Origin of the sequence: Microbacterium sp. LWS13-1.2 (assembly GCF_040144835.1) — a bacterium.
GTDB lineage: Bacteria > Actinomycetota > Actinomycetes > Actinomycetales > Microbacteriaceae > Microbacterium.
This window is the reverse complement of record NZ_CP151632.1, coordinates 452,758-470,242: the sequence shown is the minus strand read 5'-3', so window position 1 is coordinate 470,242 and position 17,485 is coordinate 452,758. Positions and strand designations below refer to the sequence as shown.

Annotated in this window: 19 protein-coding genes; 4 read left to right on the top strand and 15 right to left on the bottom strand. The window is 69.7% G+C overall.

Annotated elements, in window-relative coordinates; all coding sequences use genetic code 11:
- Positions 1-174: 174 nt before the first annotated feature.
- The 6 genes from MRBLWS13_RS02255 to MRBLWS13_RS02230 all read right to left on the bottom strand — a co-directional run bounded on the left by MRBLWS13_RS02255 (position 175) and on the right by MRBLWS13_RS02230 (position 5,542).
- A complete protein-coding gene (locus tag MRBLWS13_RS02255; RefSeq protein ID WP_349427456.1) occupies positions 175-855 on the bottom strand; it encodes a DsbA family oxidoreductase in 681 nt (226 codons plus the stop codon).
- A 45-nt stretch (positions 856-900) separates the two neighbouring features.
- Positions 901-1,884: a hypothetical protein gene (locus tag MRBLWS13_RS02250; protein ID WP_349427455.1), complete on the bottom strand. Its 984-nt coding sequence runs from the start codon at positions 1,882-1,884 to the stop codon at positions 901-903.
- Positions 1,884-2,672 (bottom strand): hypothetical protein, encoded by a 789-nt coding sequence (locus tag MRBLWS13_RS02245; protein ID WP_349427454.1) that lies wholly within the window; start codon positions 2,670-2,672, stop codon positions 1,884-1,886. The genes MRBLWS13_RS02250 and MRBLWS13_RS02245 overlap by 1 nt, the downstream gene beginning before the upstream one ends.
- A gap of 89 nt (positions 2,673-2,761) precedes the next feature.
- The gene (locus MRBLWS13_RS02240; RefSeq protein WP_349427453.1) at positions 2,762-3,574 is read right to left on the bottom strand and encodes an isoprenyl transferase; all 813 of its coding nucleotides are present in this window, start codon (positions 3,572-3,574) and stop codon (positions 2,762-2,764) included.
- A complete protein-coding gene (gene recO, locus MRBLWS13_RS02235; RefSeq protein ID WP_349427452.1) occupies positions 3,571-4,311 on the bottom strand; it encodes a DNA repair protein RecO in 741 nt (246 codons plus the stop codon). Before recO ends, MRBLWS13_RS02240 begins: the two co-directional genes overlap by 4 nt.
- Before the next feature lie 7 nt (positions 4,312-4,318).
- Positions 4,319-5,542, bottom strand: coding sequence for an aminotransferase class I/II-fold pyridoxal phosphate-dependent enzyme (locus MRBLWS13_RS02230; RefSeq protein WP_349427451.1), 1,224 nt, complete (start codon positions 5,540-5,542; stop codon positions 4,319-4,321).
- A gap of 98 nt (positions 5,543-5,640) precedes the next feature.
- Here MRBLWS13_RS02230 and MRBLWS13_RS02225 point away from each other — a divergent pair, with 98 nt between their 5' ends.
- Genes MRBLWS13_RS02225 through MRBLWS13_RS02215 form a run of 3 tightly spaced genes read left to right on the top strand, consistent with a single transcriptional unit; the run spans position 5,641 to position 7,456 of the window.
- A complete protein-coding gene (locus tag MRBLWS13_RS02225) occupies positions 5,641-6,108 on the top strand; it encodes a MarR family transcriptional regulator (RefSeq protein WP_349427450.1) in 468 nt (155 codons plus the stop codon).
- Complete coding sequence (locus tag MRBLWS13_RS02220) at positions 6,105-6,749, top strand: hypothetical protein (protein WP_349427449.1); 645 nt, start codon at positions 6,105-6,107, stop codon at positions 6,747-6,749. Before MRBLWS13_RS02225 ends, MRBLWS13_RS02220 begins: the two co-directional genes overlap by 4 nt.
- Before the next feature lie 20 nt (positions 6,750-6,769).
- Complete coding sequence (locus MRBLWS13_RS02215) at positions 6,770-7,456, top strand: TRIC cation channel family protein (protein WP_349427448.1); 687 nt, start codon at positions 6,770-6,772, stop codon at positions 7,454-7,456.
- Positions 7,457-7,537: 81 nt separating this feature from the next.
- Here the strand turns inward: MRBLWS13_RS02215 and leuA are convergent, their stop codons facing one another.
- The gene (leuA, locus tag MRBLWS13_RS02210) at positions 7,538-9,298 is read right to left on the bottom strand and encodes a 2-isopropylmalate synthase (protein ID WP_349427447.1); all 1,761 of its coding nucleotides are present in this window, start codon (positions 9,296-9,298) and stop codon (positions 7,538-7,540) included.
- Between the two features lie 260 nt (positions 9,299-9,558).
- On the opposite strand from leuA, the gene MRBLWS13_RS02205 reads away from it, so the two are divergent.
- Positions 9,559-10,188 (top strand): hypothetical protein, encoded by a 630-nt coding sequence (locus MRBLWS13_RS02205; protein ID WP_349427446.1) that lies wholly within the window; start codon positions 9,559-9,561, stop codon positions 10,186-10,188.
- Between the two features lie 28 nt (positions 10,189-10,216).
- On the opposite strand, the gene era is transcribed toward MRBLWS13_RS02205, so the two are convergent.
- The 8 genes from era to hrcA all read right to left on the bottom strand — a co-directional run bounded on the left by era (position 10,217) and on the right by hrcA (position 17,430).
- Entirely contained in the window at positions 10,217-11,161 is a 945-nt protein-coding gene (gene era, locus MRBLWS13_RS02200; protein WP_349428963.1) for a GTPase Era, read from the bottom strand.
- Between the two features lie 14 nt (positions 11,162-11,175).
- Positions 11,176-12,525: a hemolysin family protein gene (locus tag MRBLWS13_RS02195; protein ID WP_349427445.1), complete on the bottom strand. Its 1,350-nt coding sequence runs from the start codon at positions 12,523-12,525 to the stop codon at positions 11,176-11,178.
- Positions 12,522-12,992: an rRNA maturation RNase YbeY gene (gene ybeY, locus MRBLWS13_RS02190; protein ID WP_349427444.1), complete on the bottom strand. Its 471-nt coding sequence runs from the start codon at positions 12,990-12,992 to the stop codon at positions 12,522-12,524. The genes MRBLWS13_RS02195 and ybeY overlap by 4 nt, the downstream gene beginning before the upstream one ends.
- A complete protein-coding gene (locus tag MRBLWS13_RS02185) occupies positions 12,989-14,020 on the bottom strand; it encodes a PhoH family protein (RefSeq protein ID WP_349428962.1) in 1,032 nt (343 codons plus the stop codon). Before MRBLWS13_RS02185 ends, ybeY begins: the two co-directional genes overlap by 4 nt.
- Before the next feature lie 52 nt (positions 14,021-14,072).
- A complete protein-coding gene (locus MRBLWS13_RS02180) occupies positions 14,073-14,420 on the bottom strand; it encodes an HIT domain-containing protein (RefSeq protein ID WP_349427443.1) in 348 nt (115 codons plus the stop codon).
- Positions 14,421-14,487: 67 nt separating this feature from the next.
- The gene (locus MRBLWS13_RS02175) at positions 14,488-15,222 is read right to left on the bottom strand and encodes a 16S rRNA (uracil(1498)-N(3))-methyltransferase (protein ID WP_349427442.1); all 735 of its coding nucleotides are present in this window, start codon (positions 15,220-15,222) and stop codon (positions 14,488-14,490) included.
- Positions 15,223-15,225: 3 nt separating this feature from the next.
- Complete coding sequence (gene dnaJ, locus MRBLWS13_RS02170) at positions 15,226-16,338, bottom strand: molecular chaperone DnaJ (RefSeq protein WP_349427441.1); 1,113 nt, start codon at positions 16,336-16,338, stop codon at positions 15,226-15,228.
- A 51-nt stretch (positions 16,339-16,389) separates the two neighbouring features.
- Positions 16,390-17,430 (bottom strand): heat-inducible transcriptional repressor HrcA, encoded by a 1,041-nt coding sequence (hrcA, locus tag MRBLWS13_RS02165; RefSeq protein ID WP_349427440.1) that lies wholly within the window; start codon positions 17,428-17,430, stop codon positions 16,390-16,392.
- Positions 17,431-17,485 lie beyond the last annotated feature (55 nt).

Sequence of the window (17,485 nt, the reverse complement as noted above, 5' to 3'; positions counted from 1 at the left end):
ACCCCATTCTCTTACAGGATTCCGTCCCTTGGCTGAACGGACGGCTTCGCGTGTGCGGGGCCGAGTCTCCGGGAGCCGGGTTCGACGGACCATACCGTCGAGGACCGCTGACCAGAGACGGCGAACGGGCCCGTCGCGATGATTCGCGGCGGGCCCCTTCCGGTGCGCATGAGGTCAGGCGTCGACGCCCGCGGGCTCGCGGTGCTCGGACCAGACCTGGCGGACGATCTGCGCGAACGCCTCAGCGGGCTGCGCGCCCGACACGCCGTACTTGCCGTCGATCACGAAGAACGGCACACCGTTGATGCCGTACGCCGTGGCCTGCGCCTGGTCGGCGCGGACGGCATCCAGGTAGCGGCCGCTCTGCAGGGCCTCGCGCGCGGCGTCGGCGTCGAGGCCGGCATCCGTGGCCAGGTCGACGAGTTCGTCCTCGCGCCCGAGGTGCCGGCCCTCGGTGAAGTACGCCGCCATGAGTCGCTCGGCGAGCTCGTGCTGACGCCCCTGCTCCTTCGCGAAGTGGAGCAGTTCGTGGGCCTTGACGGTGTTGGTGTGCTTGAGGAGGTCGAAACGATACTCCAGCCCCGCATCGGCGGCGACGCCCGTGACGCGCTCGAGCATCTGCTGCACCTGCTCGCGGGGCATCCCCTTGTGCTTCGCGAGGAAGTCGAGTTCATCGCCCTCGAAGTCGACGGGCGTGTCGGGCGACAGCTCGAACGAGTGGAACGTCACCTCCACGGCGGGGGCGTCGTCATCCGCGGATGCCGCGGCCAGCCCGTTCTCGAGGTTGCGCTTGCCGATGTAGCACCAGGGGCAGGCGATGTCGCTCCACACGTCGATCTTGATGGCGTCCGTCATGCTGAAGACAACCGTATGGGCGCGATCGTCTATTCCTGCGGATATTCACGACGTGGGCGGGTCGGCGTCGGGAATGAACCGGAACCTGACGCGGACGTCGTCGTAGGGCACCACGATCGTCGAGGCATCCGGAGACCACGCGTCTGGCACGAGATACAGCCTGCCCCCACCCTGCGCCAGGAGACGGAGGCCGAAGTAGCGGTAGCCGAACGTGGCAGCCGCACCCGCATCGCCCTCGGCGGGAGGCCCGTCGCCCAACTGCTGGAACGAGATGTCATCGTTGCCCGGGTACAGCCGCTCTGTGGTGTCCAGGACCACGGCCGGAAGGGTGCTCAGATCGGAGGCGAGCGAGCGCGCCTGGCCGAGCCCCCACCACTGGGCGACGGTCGCCGTCGACCAGAAGGTGCCGGCGACCATCACGAGCACGAGGAGCACGACCACCGCGCGGCTCACGTTTGCGCCGCCGAGGGCGCGCACGGTCGATGCGGCGTAGGCCGTGAGCCCAGCGCCGAGGGCGAGGAACAGAGGGGTGAGCAGCTGGCCCCACACCCAGTCGCCGAGGACGGGCAGGAGGAAGGCCGATACGAGGCCGGCGAGCAGGAAGCCGATCCCCGTCCATGCGATGGCGGCGATGACACGCCGCTGGGTGGTCCGTGGTCGCTCGCCGAGCCGACGCCGCAGCACGCGATGGCCGACGATCGCCCCCGCGGCCAGCAGCATGAGCACCATGACGGGGATGAAGAGCGCCCCGGGGCTGCGCATGACGAACTCCTGCGTGCTCAGGCCGATGATGTCGACGTCGACACCGAAGTAGCGGAAGAACTCACGCGTGGACACGTAGCCGAAGTAGAAGAGCAGCGCCGTGACGAGCGTCAGCGGCGCGACGAACGACGACAGGAACCCCATCCACTTCTCGAAGCCGAGGCCGGGTTCGACTGTCGACGGCTCGTCGGGTGGCGGCGAGGGCTCCGCTTCGGGTGCGTCCCCCGCAGCGGTGCGGCTCTGAACGGTGCGAGAGCGCCTGGCCATCAGGCCTGTCCCTCGCCCTGGTCCTGCTGGTCCTGCTGGTCCTGATCCTGCTGGTCCTGATCCTGCTGGTCCTGATCCTGCTGATCCTGATCCTGCTGATCCTGCTGATCCTGCTGATCCTGCTGATCCTGCTGATCCTGATCCTGCTGCTGCTCGTCCTCCCCCTCTCCCTCGGGGTCTACGACGACGATGGCCGGCCCGGGCTGGACGTCGCGGGCCACGACGATGTCGCAGATCTCCGATGTCGGACACTCGAGCGTGCCCTCGAACCGGATCGACGTGCCGTCCTGGAAGCTCGCATCGGGACGCAGCACGAGGCTGCAGGTGAGTTGGGAGTCGTCGGCGCCGACGGTCATCCCCAGACAGGAGCGATCGGCGCCACGCGACCCGCACACCCCGCCTTCGACCTGGAGTCCGCCGCGATCGGTGACCGCGTGCTGGAACGTGAACCGCACGCCCTCGGGAACCGTTCCGCCCCAGAACACCGCGATGGTCTTGCACCATACGCCCGCTTCGACGACCTCGGCCACGCCTTGGTCGCCGTAGGCGGGACCACCGTACTGCGCGACGGGTCCGGTCCGGACCCGGTCCTGAGCAGGATCCTCTTCCCCGTCCGGATCGGGCGTCCCGTTCTCCCCGTCGTCCGTCTCAGTGGGCGAAGGTGAGGGGCTCGCCGACACCGTGCGCCCGGCATCCGTCTGCGTCGCGGGGCCGGCGCAGCCCACGATGGCGAACAGGACCGCGATGCTCAGGGTCGCGATGCCGACCCCAGGTCGTGACAGCGCCACGATGCGCCTCCTGACCGGCCGCGTACGCGGCTCACGTCAATGATGAGGGCGCTGGGGCGCGCTGGATACCCCCGTCGATGCGCGCGGGCTCAGGAGGCGGACGCGTCGGGCGTATCGACCGCTCCGCCGAAGCGCCGATGGCGACCGAGGTACACATCGATGCCGTGCCACAGGTCCTCCCGCGAGAAGTCCGGCCACAGCGTATCGAGGAAGACGAACTCGGCGTAGGCCGACTCCCACAGCAGGAAGTTCGAGGTGCGCTGCTCGCCGCTGGAGCGCAGGAACAGGTCGACGTCCGGCATGTCGGGACGATAGAGCCGGCGCTGGATGAGCTTCTCCGACACGGCGGACGGCTTGAGCCTGCCGGCCGCGACGTCGTCGGCGATGGAGCGCATCGCGTCGACGAGCTCGATCCGTCCGCCGTAGTTGACGCACATGGTCAGGGTCAGTACGTCGTTGCCCGCAGTGAGCCGCTCCGCGAACTGTAGCTCCTTGATCACGCTCGACCACAGTCGCGGCTTGCGTCCTGCCCACTGGATCCGCACGCCCCAGTCGTTGAGCTGGTCGCGTCGACGATGCAGCACGTCGCGGTTGTAGCCCATGAGGAAGCGCACCTCTTCGGGCGAGCGCGACCAGTTCTCAGTGGAGAACGCGTACACCGACAGGTGCTTGACGCCGGCCTGGATCGCGCCGGCGACGACATCGAGGAGCGCGGCCTCGCCGGCCTTGTGCCCCTCGATGCGGGTGAGACCCCGGCGGTTCGCCCAGCGGCCGTTGCCGTCCATCACGATCGCCACGTGATTCGGCACCGCCCCCCGCGGATACGCGGGCGGGTGGACACCGGTCCAGTCCAGCGGGCGATACGGCACCGCGTCGCGGTGCGTGTAGGGCTTCGGGGTCACCGGCTGCCTTCCTGCGGGGCTGAGACGTGCGAGAGCGAACGGATGCCGCGCTCCAGGTGCCACTGGGCGTAGGCCGCAATCAGCCCCGACGCGGCCGCCGTCGAGCCGGCGGATGCGGCATCCACGATGTCCCACTCACCCGCCATGAGCGACTGGAGAAGCGAAACGGTCGCGGCGTCCACGCGAGCCGCACCCGTCGGGGCGCAGTCGCGGCAGATGATACCGCCCTGCTGTGCGACGAACGTGTCGTGCGGGCCGCTGCGTCCGCACCGGGCGCACTCGCCGAGTCCGGGCGCCCACCCCGAGAGCGCCATCGCGCGGAGGAGGTAGGAGTCCAGCACGCTCCGTGAGGCGTGCTCGCCGCGCGAGAGCGCGCGCAGCCCGCCGACGAGGAGCAGATACTGCTGCGGCGTCGCCTCGGCCTCGTTCAACCGGTCGGCGGCCTCCACCATCGCGTGAGCCGAGGTGTAGCGGTCGTAGTGCGCGACGATCTCGGCGCCGTAGGAGCCCAGCGACTCGGCCTGCTGCACGATGTCGAGCGACCGGCCCTGGTACAGCTGCACATCGGCGACCATGAACGGCTCGAGCCGCGCGCCGAACCGCGACGAGGTGCGACGCACCCCCTTGGCGACCGCGCGCAGCTTGCCGTGGCGACGGCTGAGCATCGTCACGATCCTGTCGGCTTCCCCCAGCTTGTGGGTGCGCAGGACCACGACTTCATCGCGGTAGGTGGGCACCCGTCAATTATGGATGCCGTCTCCCCGGCGCGGGCGCTGACGCCCCGGCCGCCGTGGTGCTGAGGGCCGCGGCGACCTCCGTGAGATCGGGCAGCGCCCGGTCGATGGTCTCCATGGTGGCGGTGAGCGACATCCGGAAGTGGCGCGGCTGGTCGAAGAGCGTCCCGGGCATCACGTAGATCCCGCGCGCAGCGAGGGCATCGCAGAAGACCGCAGCGTCGCCGCCCGGCGCTTCGCCCCACAGGTAGAAGGTGCCCTCGGGGCGGGTGACGCGCACGCCCGCGTCGCTGAGCGCGCCGAACAGCCGATCCCGCTTCCGGGCGAGTTCGGCCATGTCGAGCGACACCGACTCGAGCGCCGGCACGGAGTACTGCATGACGGCGTCGGGGAATCCCCATCCGATCGCGAGTCCCAGGGGAAAGAGCGCGGCGCGCAGTTCGTCCCGTTCGGCCGGCGGGATGAGCGGCGAGAGCGCGAGGTACCCGAGGCGCTGCCCCGGTGCCAGCAGCACCTTGCCGTAGCTGTAGGCGATGACGGTCCACGGGTACGAGCCGGCGGGGCTCGCGAAGTGGATGCCGTCGAAACGGATGCGACGATACGGCTCGTCCGATATGAGCCAGATGCGGCGACCGTGCGTGCGTGAGGCCTGTTCGAGCACGTCCGCGAGCGCCTGCCATGTGCCCCGCGAGTAGACGCGCCCGGTCGGGTTGGCCGGGGAGTTGACGACGACGAGCCGCGTGCGCGGGCCTATCGCACGGGAGATCGCGTCGATGTCGAGATCGAACGTCTCGGGATCGAGCGGGGCGCGGACGGGGATGAGGTTCGCAGCCTGGAGCATCGGCTCGTAGCAGAACCATCCGGGTACGGGGATGACGACCTCGTCGCCCGCGTCCGCCAGCAGCGCGAACGCCAGCGAGAGCGCGCCGAAGGCTCCCTGAGTCATGGCGATGTCGTCGGGCTCGGAGTCGAGGCCGAGCTCGGTGCGCAAGCCTGTCGCGATCGTCTCCTGCGCAACCCTCTCGCTCGACTTGTAAGCGAACCAGTCCACCGACCGCGGCTCGACCTGCGCCTGAATAGCCGCCGTCAGCCCAGGAAGCGCCAGCTCGTGCGGGTTGCCGAAGGTGAAATCGAGAGCGTCGGGGTCGTCGGCCGTCGCCTGAATGCGTGCGAAGTACGCCGTCACGACGTCGACCGACGCCTTCGCCCGTGCCGCGCGATCGGACATCGCCATCGCCATCACCTCTCCCCAGTGCCGCGTGAGCCCCCCGCAAGGATCCCAACACCCGTGGTCGCGGTCAACACCCGACGACATCATGTAGTCTGTACACTATGTCAGGAACACACGTGTTGGATTCGCTGCTGGCGCTGACGCAGGTCCTCCAGGCCGATCAGGAGCGCGAGCTCGACCGCCGGGGCCTCACCGCGCCACGCACGCATCTGCTGTGGGTGCTCCATCACGGCGGGCCCGCCACGCAGGTGCAGCTCGCCGAGGCGCTCGACGTGACTCCGCGCCACATCACGACGCTCGTCGACGCCCTCGACGCGACGGGCTTCGCGCGGCGCGAGCCCCACCCCACCGACCGGCGCGCGGTGCTGGTCCACCTGACCGATCGCGGGCGCGCGCTCATGGAGGCGATGGATCTCGAGCACACCGAGCTCGGTGCCGCCCTCGTCGAGGGCCTCGACGCCGCGACCGTCGACGCGCTGGTCCGCGGCATCGACCACGTGCGCGGCCGGCTCGAGCACCTGATCGCCGAGCACGAGGGGGCACAGCGCGAGCGGGAGGATCACGCATGACCGACGTCACGTCGACGACCGTGTCGCGCACTTCGCTCCGGGAGCGGATCGCGAAGCTGGCGCGCGCCGCGTGGCGCGCCGAGATCGGCGTGTGGAAGAGCCTCTACCGCTGGCTGTTCCGCCGCCCGCGAGTCCCGCGCGGGGCGTCCGGCTTCTCGTACCACTCCCCCGTGCTGACGATCCTCGTGATCTTCATCGTCCTCTCGACGATCGAGATTCCGATCGTCGACCTGATCGTCCACGACTGGCCGTGGGTGCGCATCCCCCTCCTCGCCGCCGGCATCTGGGGCGTGACGTGGATGATCGGCCTCCTGCTGGGCTTCCTCACCCGTCCGCACGCCGTCGGTCCTGAAGGCATCCGAGCCCGCTCCGGCGCCGAGGTCGACATCGACCTGCCGTGGGCGGCCGTGGCGAGCGTCGAGAAGTCCCGGGATGTGCTCGAGAAGGCTCCGAAGATCCGCGACGAGCCGCACGGACGCACCCTTGCCCTGCGTATACAGGACGAGACCGACGTCCTCGTCATCCTCGAGCGTCCGGTGGCCGTGCGTCTCGGCGACACCGTCGCCGAGGTCGACGCTGTCCGGCTCTGGGTCGATGACCTGGACCGGTTCATGACGGCGGTGCGCACGCACATCCCATGACGCGCCCCGAGAATGGAGGGGTGGACGAGCCGATCTTCGTGATCCCGCTGTGGGCGGACCTCACCGCCGTCGGACTCGGCGGGATCCAGGGTGCCCTGTTCGCCTCGGGATTCCGCGGGCAGCGCCGACTCGACCTGCTCGGAGTCGCGATCATCGGGATCGTCGTCGGGATGGGCGGCGGCCTCATCCGCGACCTGCTGCTCAACGTCACGCCGGTCACGCTGCAGAGCAACTGGTACCTGTTGACGGCCACCGGCGCGGCATTGCTCGGGATGCTGCTCGCCGGCCTCTTCCAGAGACTCAACGCCATCATCGTCGGCCTCGACGCCCTGGTCATCGGCCTGTTCGGAGCCTTCGGCACCAGCAAGGCGCTCGCGCTCGGCCTACCCCTCGTTCCGGCCGTCTTCGTCGGCGTGTGCGCGGCTGTCGGCGGCGGCATCCTGCGCGACATGATCATGGGCCTCCCGGTGGCGATCATGCACGTCGGCTCGCTGTACGCGGTGGCCGCCGGAGTGGGGTGCCTCGTCCTCGCCGTCGCGAACGCACTCGGGCTCGACCTGGTGATCGCGGCGATCGTGGGTATCGCGGTCACCACCGTGATCCGGTTGCTCGCGGTAATCTTCGACATCTCGCTGCCGGAACAGCGCGCCCTGTATCGCCGCAAGGTCGCCGTCGAGACCTCGACGATCCCGATCGTCAAGCCCTGATCGACCGGCTCACCGCCGCCCGGACGCACACCGACGGGCGCGCGCGGGGATCACCCGCGCACACCCGTCGACGGTTCGCGCTCAGACGGCCGCGAGGGCCCCTGAGCGCTCCCGCGTGCGGATGGCGCGGTTCACGCCCGACACGATCGCTTTGAGCGATGCGGTCGAGATGTCAGAGTCGATGCCGACGCCCCACAGGCGCTCGCCATCGACCTGAAGTTCGATGTACGCGGCGGCCTGCGCGTCGCCGCCGGCGCTGAGGGCGTGCTCGACGTAGTCGTACAGCGTGACGTCGAACCCCTGCGCGCGGACGATCTCGAGGAACGCCGCCACGGGGCCGTTGCCGCGGCCGGAGGCCTCGAAGCGCTCGTCGCCGTCACGCAGCGTGATGTCGAGGGCGACATCGCCCGACAGGTCGCTGCGCGTGCTCGTCGCCAGCAGCTCGAAGCGGCCCCAGCGCTCGTCGGCGACCTCCGACGGCAGGTACTCGTCCGTGAAGATCTTCCAGATCTGGTCGCTGGTGACCTCGCCGCCCTCGGCATCGGTCTTTGCCTGCACCACACCGGAGAAGTCGATCTGCAGCTTGCGCGGCAGGTCGAGCGAGTGGTCGGTCTTGAGCAGGTAGGCGACGCCGCCCTTGCCCGACTGCGAGTTGACGCGGATGACGGCCTCGTAGGAGCGGCCCAGGTCCTTGGGGTCGATGGGCAGGTACGGCACGGCCCAGTCGATCTCGTCGACGGTGACGCCGGCTGCCGCAGCGCGGGCCTCCATCGCCTCGAAGCCCTTCTTGATCGCGTCCTGGTGCGATCCGCTGAAGGCGGTGAACACCAGGTCGCCCGCCCACGGGCTGCGCTCGTGCACCGGCAGCTGGTTGCAGTACTCGGCCGTGCGCTTGACCTGGTCGATGTCGCTGAAGTCGATCTGCGGATCGATGCCCTGCGTGAGCAGGTTGATGCCGAGCGCGACCAGGTCGACGTTTCCGGTGCGCTCACCGTTGCCGAACAGGCAGCCCTCGATGCGATCGGCGCCGGCCATGTAGCCGAGCTCCGCCGCGGCGATGGCGGTGCCGCGGTCGTTGTGGGGGTGCAGCGAGAGGATCACGTTCTCGCGGTGCGCGAGCCGGCGGCTCATCCACTCGATGGAGTCGGCGTAGACGTTCGGAGTCGCCATCTCGACTGTCGCCGGCAGGTTGATGATGACCTTGCGTTCGGGCGTGGGCTCGAAGATCTCGATGACCTGGTTGCACACGTCGACAGCGAACTCGAGCTCGGTGCCGGTGTAGCTCTCGGGCGAGTACTCGTAGAACACCTGCGTCTCAGGGATGCGCTTCTCGAACTCGCGGCACAGCCGCGCACCCTCGAGCGCGATGTCGATGATGCCCTGCTCGTCGGTGCGGAACACGACCTCGCGCTGCAGCACGCTGGTCGAGTTGTACAGGTGCACGATCGCCTGCTTCGCGCCGGCGATCGATTCGTAGGTCCGCTCGATGAGGTGCGCACGCGCCTGCGTCAGCACCTGGATCGTCACGTCGTCGGGGATGAGGTCCTCTTCGATGAGCTGACGCACGAAGTCGAAGTCGGTCTGGCTCGCGGAGGGGAAGCCGACCTCGATCTCCTTGTAGCCCATGCGCACCAGGAGGTCGAACATGACCCGCTTGCGCTCGGGGCTCATCGGGTCGATGAGCGCCTGGTTGCCGTCGCGCAGATCGACCGCGCACCAGCGGGGTGCCGTCGTGATGCGCCGGCCCGGCCAGGTGCGGTCCGGCAGTTCGACGGTGAACTGCTCGTGGAACGGCAGATACTTGTGAACCGGCATGCCCGAAGGCTTCTGATTGTTCTTCATGATCGATCGCTTCTCTCGTCTGTCTCGAGCCGTCAACCCGATCGGGGTGGCTCGATGCCTGATGATGCGGGCCAGGCGAAAGCTCCGCGACGAGGAAGGCCCTAGAACGAGGTCTCGTCGCGGCGGCTAAGAAGGAGAAGCCGGCCGAAGCGCATGGCACCAGGCTACACCCGGTTCTGCGCGCAGCGCGAACCGCCCGGACACGCATGCCGCGGCATCCGCTTCTGAGACGATCGGGCTGCGCGCGACACCATCGAGGTATGAGAGGTCTCCGCCGCCCGCTCGGCACCGCTGCCACCGCCGTCCTCGTCGGGCTCGTCGCCGTCGCGTGCGCGGGCGCGGATCCTGCGAGCACTCCCCCGCCTGCCGCCCTCGGGGCGATCACACCGGTGCCGCCCGAGGGCGAGGTCACCACGACCGGCACCGTGCTGGACACCGCCGGCGAGGTGCAGCTCTGTCTGGGTCCGGTGGCGGAGTCGTATCCGCCGCAGTGCACGGGGATCCCGCTCGAGGACTGGACCTGGGACGGCGTCGAGGGTGCCGAGTCGTCGGGCGACGTGACCTGGGGCGCCTATGCCGTGCGCGGCGCATACGACGGCACGTCATTCACCATGACCCAGCCGCCGATCCAGCTCGCTCTGTACGACCCGATCCGGCCCGAAGACCCGACCGGCGGCGAGCCGGGAGCGGGCGACGAGGCGACGCTCACCGCCATCCAGGAGGAGCTCCCCGACCGCCTCGGCGACGCATACTTGAGCTCCCACCCGCAGGACGGGTGGCTCTGGGTCGACGTCGTCTGGGACGACGGCAGCTGGCAGGATGCCGCGAACGCGGAGTTCGGCGACGACACCGTCGTCATCCGGTCGGCGATGACGCCGACCGGCGGCTGATCCAGGCGCCGCAACAGGCGCCGCGGTGTCAGAAGCCGAGCCTGCCCAGCTGCTTCGGGTCGCGCTGCCATTCCTTCGCGACGCGCACGTGCAGTTTCAGGAAGACCTGCGTGCCGACCAGCGGCTCGATCTGCGCGCGGGCACGCGCGCCGACGTCGCGCAGGCGTGAGCCCTTGTGGCCGATGATGATCGCCTTCTGACTGTCGCGCTCGACGATGAGGTTCGCATGGATGTCGGTCATCGACCCGGTGTCGCGCTCGGAGATGTCCTCGATCGTGACGGCGATGGAGTGCGGCAGCTCATCGCGCACACCCTCGAGCGCCGCCTCGCGGATGATCTCGGCGATGCGGTCTTCGGTCGACTCGTCAGTGACGACGCCGTCGGGGTAGAGCGCGGGGCCCTTCGGCATGAGTGCGAGCAGTTCGTCGGTCAGCACGTCGAGCTGATCGCGGGTGAGTGCGGAGAGCGGAATGACAGCGGCCCAGTCCTCGCGCAGCTGGTCGACCTCGATCAGCCTCTCGGTGATCTGGTCGCGGGACGCGGCATCCGTCTTGGTGACGATCGCGACCTTCTTCGCCCGGCCGTAGCCGCCCAACGACTCGGCGATGCGGCGGTCGCCGGGGCCGACCTTCTCTGTCGCGGGAACACAGAAGCCGATCACGTCGACATCGCCCAGCACCTGCTCGACGAGGTCGTTCAGACGCTGCCCGAGGAGGGTACGGGGCTTGTGGAGGCCCGGGGTGTCGACGATCACCAGCTGGCCGCCGGGGCGGTTCACGATGCCGCGGATCGCGCGCCGCGTGGTCTGCGGCTTGTCGCTGGTGATGGCGACCTTCTCGCCGACGAGGGCGTTCGTGAGGGTGGACTTGCCGACGTTCGGGCGGCCGACGAAGGTGACGAAGCCGGAACGCCCGTCGGCGGGCCCTGAGGCCTGGGCAGAGGCGGGGACGGCGGCGGGTTCGGAAGCCGGCATGGCGTCGTTGTCGGTCATGGGGTGTCTTCCTTCTTGGGCAGCCGTACCTCGCCGGTGCGAGGGCTCGGAATGCGGATCTCGCCGGTGCGCGGCCGGCCCATGTCCAAGGTGGGTGCGCCGCGTTCGACGAACACCGTCGAGATCCCGCGTCCGCGTCCGCGCGACGCGCCTCCGGTGAGCACGAGTCCGGCGTACTCTGCGGTCGCGCCGGGCTGCGGCACGCGGCCCAGCGCCTTGCCGAGGAGCCCGCCGATCGAGTCGACGTCCTCGTCCTCCAGATCGAGGCCGAAGAGGTCCCCGACCTCGTCGAGTCCGAGGCGTGCGCTCACCCGGTAGTGACCGGGCTCGAGCTCGGTGACCTCCTCGGCACGGGGGTCGTACTCGTCGGAGATCTCGCCGACGAGCTCCTCGATGAGGTCCTCCAGGGTCACGAGCCCCGACACGCCGCCGTACTCGTCGACGACGAGGCACACGTGCACGGCGTCGCGCTTCATCTGCTGCAGCAGGGTCTCGGCCTTCATCGACTCGGGGACGAAGACCGCCGGCCGGGCGATGCGACTGATCGGGGCATCGCGCCACCCCGACTCGTCGCGGAAGGCGAACTGCACGAGGTCCTTGAGGTAGAGCACCCCCACGACGTCGTCGGCGTCGTCGTCGACGATGGGAACGCGCGACACGCCCTTCTCGAGGAAGATCGACATCGCCTCGCGCGTGGATGCCGAGGCATCGACGGTGACCATGTCGGTGCGCGGCACCATGACGGCCCGCACGAAGGTGTCGGTGAAGTCGAAGACCGAGTGGATGAGCTCACGGTCGTCCTGCTCGATGAGCTCATTCTCGGCGGCCTCGTCGATGATGCTGAGCAGCTGCTCCTCGGACGCGAACGAGGACCCGCGAGAGGCACCGGGCGTGATGCGGGTGCCGAGTGCGACGAGGCCGTGGGCGAGCGGACCCAGGATGATGCGCACGCCGCGGATGACCGGCGCGGCACCGCGCAGGAGCGCCTTGGCGTGGAGCCTGCCGACGGTGCGCGGGCTCGCGCCCACGATGACGTACGACACTCCCGTCATCAGGAGCGCCGCGGCGAGCATCGCCCACCAGATGTTGTTGAAGAGGTCGGTGAACGCGACCGTCACGAGCACCGCCGCGGTCGTCTCGGCGAGGACGCGGATGAAGATCACCGCGTTGGCGTGGGCGTCGGGGTCGGCCGCGATCCTGCGCAGCGGTTCCGCATTGCGGTCCCCTGCGGCGAGTTCGGCGAGATCGGCGCGCGAGGTGACGCTGAGCGCCGCGTCGATGGCGACCATCAGGGCGCCGAACGCGAGCAGCAGCGCCGCCGCGACGAGAAGGAGGGCAGCGGTCATGCGCGCGGTCGTCGGCGCTCGGACGCCTGGAACGAGGTGATGAGCTCCCGCTGCAGTCCGAACATCTCGCGCTCCTCCTCCGGCTCGGCGTGGTCGAAGCCGAGAAGGTGCAGCAGGCCGTGCGTCGTGAGGAGGATCAGCTCGTCGAGCGTCGAGTGCTTCGCCGCCACCGCCTGCGCCTCGGCGACCTGCGGGCACAGCACGATGTCGCCGAGGAGTCCGGGGGGCGTCGGGGCGTCCTCCGTGCCCGGGCGGAGCTCGTCCATGGGGAAGCTGAGGACGTCGGTGGGACCGGGCTCGTCCATCCACTGCACGTGCAGCGCTTCCATCGCGCCCTCGTCGACGAGGAGGATCGCGACGTCGGCGTCGGGGCTCACGTGCAGCTCCGCGAAGTTGTGCTCCATCAGCCGCAGCAGCACCGTCTCGTCGACGGCGATCCCGGATTCGTTGCCGATCTCGATGGTCATGAGCGTCCTCGCTTCGGAAGGTGGTCACGGGGTCCGCCGGTGCGCTGTACGGTGGCGCGGCGCTCCGCGCGGTTGGCGAACTCGGAGGCCTCGTCCCGCTCCCGTCGTGCGGCGAGGCGGTGCTCGTCGTACACGGTGTAAGCGTCGACGATCCGTCCCACGAGCGTGTGCCGCACCACGTCGTCGCTCGTGAGGTAGGCGAAGTGGATGTCGTCGATGTCGCCCAGCACGCGGGTCACGAGGCGCAGTCCCGATGACCCCTGCGGCAGATCGATCTGCGTGATGTCACCGGTGACCACCATGCGCGTGCCGAAGCCGAGCCGGGTGAGGAACATCTTCATCTGCTCGGGCGTGGTGTTCTGGGCCTCGTCGAGCACGACGAACGAGTCGTTCAGCGTGCGTCCGCGCATGTACGCCAGCGGCGCCACCTCGATGGTGCCCGTCGCCATCAGCTTGGGAACCAGCTCGGGGTCCATCATCTCGTTCAGCGCGTCGTACAGCGGCCGCAGATACGGGTCGATCTTGTCGGTGAGCGTGCCGGGGAGGAACCCGAGCCTCTCCCCCGCCTCGACCGCGGGACGCGTCAGGATGATTCGGCTGACCTCCTTGCGCTGCAGCGCCTGAACGGCCTTTGCCATCGCCAGGTAGGTCTTGCCGGTTCCGGCCGGACCGATGCCGAACACGATCGTGTTCTCCTCGATCGCGTCGACGTACGCCTTCTGGCCCAGCGTCTTCGGGCGGATGACCCGGCCGCGGGACGAGAGGATCGCCTCGCCGAGGACCTCGGACGGCCGCGGACCGCCCTCCGTGCGCAGGATGCGGTTCGACGAGGTGACGTCCGCCTCGCCGAGCGCGTGCCCCGCCTTCGTCATCGCCAGCAGCTCGTCGACGAGCGACCGTGCCGCGGCGACGGCGTCGGCCTCGCCCGTGAGCGTGATCTCGTTGCCGCGCACATGCACGTCGACACCGGGGTGCTCCCGTTCGACGACCCGCAGCAGGCGATCCTGGGGACCCAGCAACTGCACCATCGCGACCCCATCCGCGTAGACGCGGTCGCTCACGGTCTCATGACCGTCTTGATCAGGCACCGACACTCTTCTCTTCGAGGCCTCCCGCGAGCACATGGGCGTGCACGTGGAAGATGGTCTGGCCCGCGTTCGGGCCGGTGTTGAACACGAGGCGGAAGTCCCCGTCCGAATGCTCCGCGGCGAGGGTGTTCGCCAGGCCGACGAGCTCTGCCATCAGCTCGGGATTGCCGGCGGCGAGCTCGACGACGTTCCGGTACTCCTCGGTCTTGGTGATCACCAGCAGGTGCAGCGGCGCCTGCGGCGCGATGTCGCGGATCGCGAACGCATTCTCGGTCTCTGCGATGATCTCGGACGGGATCTCTCCGTTGCGGATGCGCGTGAAGATCGACGGCTCGCTCATGCCGCAAGTCTAGCGACGGGGCCGTTCGACGGGCTCGGGGAGCGGTCGATGGGACTGTCGATACCACTCACCAGCGTGCGAGCGCGGTGCTCACGACCGCAAGGGCCGCCGGGCCGGCCGTCGATGTGCGCAGCACGGTGTCGCCGAGCCGGACCAGGCGCGCTCCGGCGGCGGCGAAGGCGTCGAGCTCGTCGGGTGCGATCCCGCCCTCCGGCCCGACCACGAGCACGACGTCGCGCTCGTCGCCGGACTCCATCGCGAGGGCGCTGAGCGGCTCGGCCGCGGTCGGCTCGAGCACGAGCATGCGGGATGCCGCGGCCCGGCGCACGATCCCCGCGGTCGTGGTGAGCTCCACCACCTCGGGGACCCAGGCGCGGTGCGCCTGCTTCGCGGCCTCGCGCACGATCGTCGCCCAGCGCGCACGGCCCTTCGCCGCCTTCGCCACGTCCCACCGCGAGACGCTTCGTGCGGCCTGCCACGGGACGATCTCGTCGACTCCGAGCTCGGTCGCCGCCTGGACCGCCAGTTCGTCGCGGTCGCCTTTGGCCAGCGCCTGCACGAGCACCACCCGAGGACTCGGCTGCGCGGCATCCGCCCGCTCGCGGATGCGCACCACGACCTCGCGCGGTGCCACCGACTCGACGACGCCGGTGAGCCAGGCGCCGCGGCCGTCGCCGAGCGTCACCTCTTCGCCGACGCGCACCCGCCGCACGCTGGAGGCGTGGTGCGCCTCGGCGCCGGTGAGGCTCACCGCGTCGCCCGGCGCACCCGCCGGCTCGTCGAGGAGGAAGTGGAGGGACACCGGTCAGGCGTTCCGGAACCGGTCGCGCAGCTTGGCGAACAGACCCTGGTGGAACTCCGAGAGCCGCGGGGACGGCGCCTTGGTCCGCTTGGCGAACTCCTCGATGAGGGCTCGCTCCTTGTGGTCCAGGCGCGTGGGCGTCACGACATGCACGCCCACCCTCAGGTCTCCGCGCTGCGAGCCGCGCAGCGGGGTGATGCCGCGGCCCTTGATCGTCAGGATGTCGCCGGCCTGCACCCCCGGCCGCACCTCGAGATCCACCGCACCGTCGAGCGACTCGATCGTCGTCGTGGTGCCCAGGATCGCGTCGGGCATGGACACCTCGAGCGTGGCGAGCAGGTCGTCGCCGTCGCGGCTGAAGACCTCGTGGGGCGAGACGGTGACCTCGATGTAGAGGTCGCCGTTCGGGCCGCCGGCGGGGCCGACCTCGCCCGAGCCGGGAAGCTGGAGCCGCAGGCCGGTCTCGACGCCGGCGGGGATGTCGAGCGACACCGTGCGGCGCGCGCGCACGCGGCCCTGACCCTGGCAGGTCGCGCAGGGGTAGGGAATCGTGGTGCCGTAGCCCTGGCACACGTTGCAGGGCTGTGTCGTGACGACGTTGCCGAGAAGGCTCCGCACCTGCCGCTGCACGTTTCCGGTGCCGTGGCAGATGTCGCACGTGACGGGGCTCGTCCCAGGCTGGCAGCACGATCCCTGACAGGTCTCGCAGAGCACCGCGGTGTCCACGTCGATGTCGCGGTGCGTGCCGAACACGACGTCGCCGAGCTCGAGCGTCACACGTACGAGGGCGTCCTGCCCGCGCTCACGCCGCGATCGCGGGCGCCCGCCACGCGAACCGCCGGCCGCGCCGAAGAAGGTCTCGAAGATGTCGTTGAAGCCGCCGAAGCCGCCGGCGCCGCCGAAAGGCGACTCGCTCCCGCCCATGTCGTACCGGGCCCGTTGATCGGGGTCGCTCAGCACGTCGTACGCGTGCGTCACGAGCTTGAACCGCTCAGACGCGTCCTCGCCGGGGTTCACATCCGGGTGCAGCTGCCGGGCCAGCTTGCGATACGCCTTCTTGATCTCGTCGGTGGTGGCGTCGCGTGCGACGCCGAGGACCTCGTAGTGGTCAGCCACTTTCGCCTTCCTGCCGCGGCCCCGCCGCGGAATCGATGATGCGCGTCAGCGTCAGCGGGAGTTGTCGTCCTGCTCGAGCATCCGCGTGAGGTAGCGCGCGACGGCACGGACCGTCGCGAGGTTCGTGGGGTAGTCCATGCGCGTCGGGCCGAGCACACCGACGCGGGCGAGCGATCCCGTCGCGTCGTAGTCGCTGGCCACGACGGAGGCCTCGGCCAGGCCGAACGCCTCGTTCTCGCGGCCGATGCTCGCGGCGAGTCCCTGCTCGTCGGCCACCATCTCGCCCATCAGCCGCAGCAGGGTCACCTGCTCCTCGATCGCCTCGAGGAGGGGGTAGATGCTGCCGCGGAAGTCGGATTCGCTCCGCGCGAGGTTCGCGCTGCCGGCCATCACCAGCTTGTCCTGGCGGAACTCCTCGAGCTCTTCGGCGACCGCACGGATGATCTCGTCGGTCGCCTTCTCGTGCGCGGGTGCCTGCGCATCCGGCCCCTCCAGCCGCTCGGCGATGCGCTGAAGCCCCTCGCGGACGGGCCGGCCGACCAGCAGCGTGCCGAGGCGGGCGCGGATGTGCGCGAGGTCGGTGTCGTCGAAGTCCTCTCCGACGAAGGTCAGCCGCTGCGACACGCGGCCGGTGTCGGTGACGATGATCACCAGCATCCGCCCCCCGCCGAGCTGGACCAGCTCCACGTGCGTGACGTTGGCGCGGGCGAACGACGGGTACTGCACAATCGCGACCTGGCCGGTGAGCTGCGTGAGAGCGCGCACGGTGCGCACGAGCACGTCGTCGAGGTCGCCCGAGCCGTCCAGGAAGGACGCGATGGCCGAGCGCTGCGCCGACGAGAGCGGGCGGATCTCGGCGAGGTGGTCCACGAAGACGCGGTAGCCCTTGTCGGTCGGCACGCGTCCCGACGACGTGTGGGGCGCGACGATGAGCTCCTCGTCTTCCAGCAGAGCCATGTCGTTGCGGATCGTCGCCGCGGATACGCCGAACGCATGCCGCTCGACGATCGTCTTGCTGCCGACCGGCTCACGCGTGTGGACGTAGTCCTGGACGATCGCCCGCAGTACCTGCAGACCTCGCTCGCTGACCATTCCGCCTCCTCACGCTGCTGTCGGCACCAGGGCGTCTGGCACTCGCATGACTGGA

Excerpts from the sequence above, each read along its gene's own strand:
- MRBLWS13_RS02180 (WP_349427443.1), bottom strand. The coding sequence starts at position 14,420 with ATGAGCGAGCCGTCGATCTTCACGCGCATCCGCAACGGAGAGATCCCG.
- MRBLWS13_RS02230 (WP_349427451.1), bottom strand. The coding sequence starts at position 5,542 with ATGGCGATGTCCGATCGCGCGGCACGGGCGAAGGCGTCGGTCGACGTC.
- leuA (WP_349427447.1), bottom strand. The coding sequence starts at position 9,298 with ATGAAGAACAATCAGAAGCCTTCGGGCATGCCGGTTCACAAGTATCTG.
- MRBLWS13_RS02205 (WP_349427446.1), top strand. The coding sequence starts at position 9,559 with ATGAGAGGTCTCCGCCGCCCGCTCGGCACCGCTGCCACCGCCGTCCTC.
- MRBLWS13_RS02220 (WP_349427449.1), top strand. The coding sequence starts at position 6,105 with ATGACCGACGTCACGTCGACGACCGTGTCGCGCACTTCGCTCCGGGAG.
- hrcA (WP_349427440.1), bottom strand. The coding sequence starts at position 17,430 with ATGGTCAGCGAGCGAGGTCTGCAGGTACTGCGGGCGATCGTCCAGGAC.
- MRBLWS13_RS02225 (WP_349427450.1), top strand. The coding sequence starts at position 5,641 with ATGTCAGGAACACACGTGTTGGATTCGCTGCTGGCGCTGACGCAGGTC.
- ybeY (WP_349427444.1), bottom strand. The coding sequence starts at position 12,992 with ATGACCATCGAGATCGGCAACGAATCCGGGATCGCCGTCGACGAGACG.
- MRBLWS13_RS02185 (WP_349428962.1), bottom strand. The coding sequence starts at position 14,020 with ATGGTGCAGTTGCTGGGTCCCCAGGATCGCCTGCTGCGGGTCGTCGAA.
- MRBLWS13_RS02250 (WP_349427455.1), bottom strand. The coding sequence starts at position 1,884 with ATGGCCAGGCGCTCTCGCACCGTTCAGAGCCGCACCGCTGCGGGGGAC.
- MRBLWS13_RS02195 (WP_349427445.1), bottom strand. The coding sequence starts at position 12,525 with ATGACCGCTGCCCTCCTTCTCGTCGCGGCGGCGCTGCTGCTCGCGTTC.
- MRBLWS13_RS02255 (WP_349427456.1), bottom strand. The coding sequence starts at position 855 with ATGACGGACGCCATCAAGATCGACGTGTGGAGCGACATCGCCTGCCCC.
- era (WP_349428963.1), bottom strand. The coding sequence starts at position 11,161 with ATGCCGGCTTCCGAACCCGCCGCCGTCCCCGCCTCTGCCCAGGCCTCA.